We start from the raw sequence: 2,717 nt of genomic DNA, 5'->3' as shown, positions 1-2,717 counted from the left end.
TAGTGCGGATTCCCGTGTGAAAGTAGGTAATCGTCAGGCTCCCTAAGCCAAGAACCCCCGCCCGAAAGGCGGGGGTTCTTGCATTGGCGCGGCGGAAACGCGATGACAGCGAGGTGGGGCCCTTGGCGCCGGCGGGCAGGTGAGCTGGCCGGGCAGGATCCTCACGCAGGTCGCATCCGTATCGTCGCTATCTCCGCGGCCACGACAGTGAGCTTGCACCGCGCGCAGAGCGGGAATGGGAGCGACGCCGAATCGTTGGGTTTGATCTGACGACGTCAGGCCGGGGCATCCCGTCAGGCCGGGGCATCCCGGTTCTCATCACGCTCGACAGCATCGAAACCGCGCAGCGAGATCTGCGGCATCGGAGGTTCTTGTTGGCGCTGCCATTGAGCTCCACGCCAGCTTCCATCATTCGAACGATTGACCATCGGCAACCCCGCTGCGCAAGGCGAAGGGTTCGTCATTCGTCTGGCCGTCAGTGGTGGTCCCTTCATGTCCGGAATGATCTCGTTTCCTGGCCTTTCTCCCGTTATTTGCCGCCTCGAGCGCCTTGCACGACTCGCCGACTCGTCACGCCGTGGTGAGCCATTATCGCGGCCCATCGGCATGCGTATTTCGGCTATCTCCGTTCAATATCGGTGATGCCCTTCGGGGATTCGGCGCGCGACTGATGCGTCTGGCCGCAAATCCGTGACGGTCGTGGGGGCGGAACGCACCTGCAAGACCATGTTTCTCGGCGTCGAGTACCGAACGAAATTGTCGCCACGCCTTTCGCCGACGTCGAGACGACACGGAGACAAAAACTTGGTCGACCGGTCTGATTTCGTCAGAGCCCGCGCTGTTGCTTTTGATGAGAACCGGCTGCCCGTCTCGAAGGACATGGATTTCTTCGACAAGCGAATAGCCGGTGCCGCCGAAACAGTCACTATCCGCGCTCAACTGAACGCGGCGTGCATCGTATCGATGCGTCGAATGTCGTTGCGCAGCGCGGCTTCACTGCGATGTGCCGACCAGGCGCTCATGTTGGTCGGCTTGCATGAGGCGCTGCGCAGCCTGGGTTGCGCGGCCGCACGGCCGCCGGGACGCCCCCGGTCGCGCAGCCGGTGTGGCGACCACGCATGCGTGCGCAGATCGTCGCACATCAGCAGGTGCCGGATATCGAAGCCGGCCGCGCTGTCGGCCTCGCGCTGGGAGGCGTGATGGTCGCTGCGCCGCGAAACGGTAGGTTGACGCGTCGTTCCGCAGCCCTGCGCACTTGATCGTATCTCGAGGCGCCCGTGGCGCGTATGCGCACACGCGATGGAACCCATGCGCGCGCCGGGCCGGGGCGCCGCCTTTCCAGCCGGCCACGTGGACATTGCCGCGCGCTGCGGCTCGCGAACCGGTGGCACGTGCCGCCCGAACGTCGGGGTCGCGCGTGCGGTTGGGCGCACGGGCGTCATCCCGTTCTCGGCCGTGATCGCACACGTCGATGGCCGGCTTTGACGTGTCACCCTCCGCGACGGCCGCCGTGTTCCCCGCGCTCAGAGGTGCGGCTCTCGGGAAGCGACTGCTACCGGATTGCCGCGATCCTCTCTGCGGCACCACGCATTTGGGGTGCCCCCGCATGGGCCGAGGTAGCCGCGAAGAGCGGCGCGCGGGCAAGGACGGCCCCGCATACGGCGTGAGAGGGCAGGGGACAGCTTGATCGTGCGGCGCGGATTGGCAACGCGCGGCTTTCCATTTGGGGTGGTGAGAGGGCGCTGACCGAGTCGGCCCTTTCCTGACGGTTCGATCGGCCGGGTTGGCGGCGATGAGAGCGGTAGCCCCCTTTACTCCGCATCCGGCTTCAGCGTTGGTGTGCCCACACCTACTACAGAGACATCGGCCCCCATGCCTGGCGTTACGTCGGAGCGCGTTCCTGATAACCAACTTCACCCGCCCCGAGCCCTCTACGGACGCCCCGCAAATCCCCCCGGCATGGAAATTGCGGATTTTTTTCATCTACCCGCTTGGCATTATGAGCGGGAGGCCGTATGATGGCGGTCTTTCGTTTTCAGCGAAGATGCAAATCGAAGCTGAAGGCGGAGTCTGACGAGGATGTGGGCGCCGTGTGGCGATCCTCTCGTGCTTGCCTTAGCCGGGCAAGCGTGGGTGTCGGGTGAGTCGCGCAGCGCGCTGGAAGAGAATGAAAATAATCTTCCGGATGTGCTTGACAAGAGTGCGATGCACCCCCATAATCGTCAGTTCTCTACGGAGGGGTGCCCGAGTGGCTAAAGGGGGCAGACTGTAAATCTGTTGGCTTACGCCTACGTTGGTTCGAATCCAACCTCCTCCACCAGAACATCAGCGCAAAGAGCGGTAGGGAATCGTTAGTGGCCCGTGCGGGTGTAGCTCAATGGTAGAGCAGAAGCCTTCCAAGCTTACGACGAGGGTTCGATTCCCTTCACCCGCTCCAGTTCGTGCAGTTGAAGCGTAATACCGCCCATGTGGCTCAGTGGTAGAGCACTCCCTTGGTAAGGGAGAGGTCGGCAGTTCGATCCTGCCCATGGGCACCAGCAGTTACAAGTCAGTGTCTGTTTGCGCGCGGCGCAACATGTGAATTCCTTTTGGGAGTCGAAAATGGCCAAGGGTAAATTTGAGCGGACCAAGCCGCACGTCAACGTTGGTACGATCGGTCACGTCGACCACGGCAAGACGACGCTGACGGCAGCGATCACGACGGTTCTGACGAAGAA

2 protein-coding genes and 3 tRNA genes are annotated in these 2,717 nt (G+C 62.8%); 4 read left to right on the top strand and 1 reads right to left on the bottom strand.

The window, feature by feature from the left end; all coding sequences use genetic code 11:
* Positions 1-935: 935 nt before the first annotated feature.
* Entirely contained in the window at positions 936-1,310 is a 375-nt protein-coding gene (locus SB771_RS33350; protein WP_175661870.1) for a hypothetical protein, read from the bottom strand.
* A gap of 924 nt (positions 1,311-2,234) precedes the next feature.
* On the opposite strand from SB771_RS33350, the gene SB771_RS33345 reads away from it, so the two are divergent.
* The 4 genes from SB771_RS33345 to SB771_RS33330 form a co-directional block, all read left to right on the top strand.
* Positions 2,235-2,320 (top strand) — tRNA-Tyr (locus SB771_RS33345).
* 43 nt (positions 2,321-2,363) lie between these two features.
* Positions 2,364-2,437: transfer RNA gene (locus SB771_RS33340), tRNA-Gly, on the top strand.
* A gap of 25 nt (positions 2,438-2,462) precedes the next feature.
* A tRNA-Thr gene (locus tag SB771_RS33335) sits at positions 2,463-2,537 on the top strand.
* A gap of 64 nt (positions 2,538-2,601) precedes the next feature.
* A partial coding sequence (locus tag SB771_RS33330; RefSeq protein ID WP_024163107.1) for a GTP-binding protein occupies positions 2,602-2,717 on the top strand: 116 nt, incomplete at its 3' end.

Origin of the sequence: Burkholderia sp. SIMBA_051 (assembly GCF_046534915.1) — a bacterium.
Taxonomy (GTDB): domain Bacteria; phylum Pseudomonadota; class Gammaproteobacteria; order Burkholderiales; family Burkholderiaceae; genus Burkholderia; species Burkholderia ambifaria.
The sequence above is the reverse complement of the archived record's forward strand: the minus strand, read 5'-3'. Positions and strand labels throughout refer to the sequence as shown.

Bases quoted from the DNA above. Each gene is read 5' to 3' on its own strand.
- SB771_RS33350 (WP_175661870.1), bottom strand. From the start codon at position 1,310: ATGGGTTCCATCGCGTGTGCGCATACGCGCCACGGGCGCCTCGAGATA.